Raw genomic sequence first — 423 nt, forward strand, 5'->3', positions numbered from 1 at the left:
CTTTCCTGATCAAAAGCAGGAAAATGTAGATAACATCCAGGTCAGTTATTATGAAACGGGCAAGGGTGTACCCCTGGTCCTGCTGCACGGATGGCCGCAAACCTCTTTCATATGGCGAAAAATAATTCCCGCACTGCAAAAGGATCACCGCATTATCGCCGTCGAACTACCTGGTATGGGTAATAGCAATGCCGCAAAATCAGCCGATACGCTAACGGTTGCCCGTTTTCTTAAAACATTCCTTGATCAGATCAACATTGATCATTTCCATCTCGTGGCACACGACATCGGCGCCTGGGTAGCAGTGACATTTGCACTTGAGTTTGAACAATCACTAAAAACCCTGTCAGTCCTCGATGCTGGTATCCCCGGGCTAATACCCGATGAAATCTTCAGTCCGGTGAATGCCAAAAAGATATGGCA

General features: G+C 47.0%; 1 protein-coding gene. It reads left to right on the forward strand.

From position 1 onward, the window contains the following. Positions 1-423 (forward strand): alpha/beta fold hydrolase (locus EOD41_RS20560; RefSeq protein ID WP_127708723.1); only part of this gene is annotated, 423 nt, incomplete at both ends.

The organism is Mucilaginibacter limnophilus (assembly GCF_004005815.1).
Lineage (GTDB): Bacteria > Bacteroidota > Bacteroidia > Sphingobacteriales > Sphingobacteriaceae > Mucilaginibacter > Mucilaginibacter limnophilus.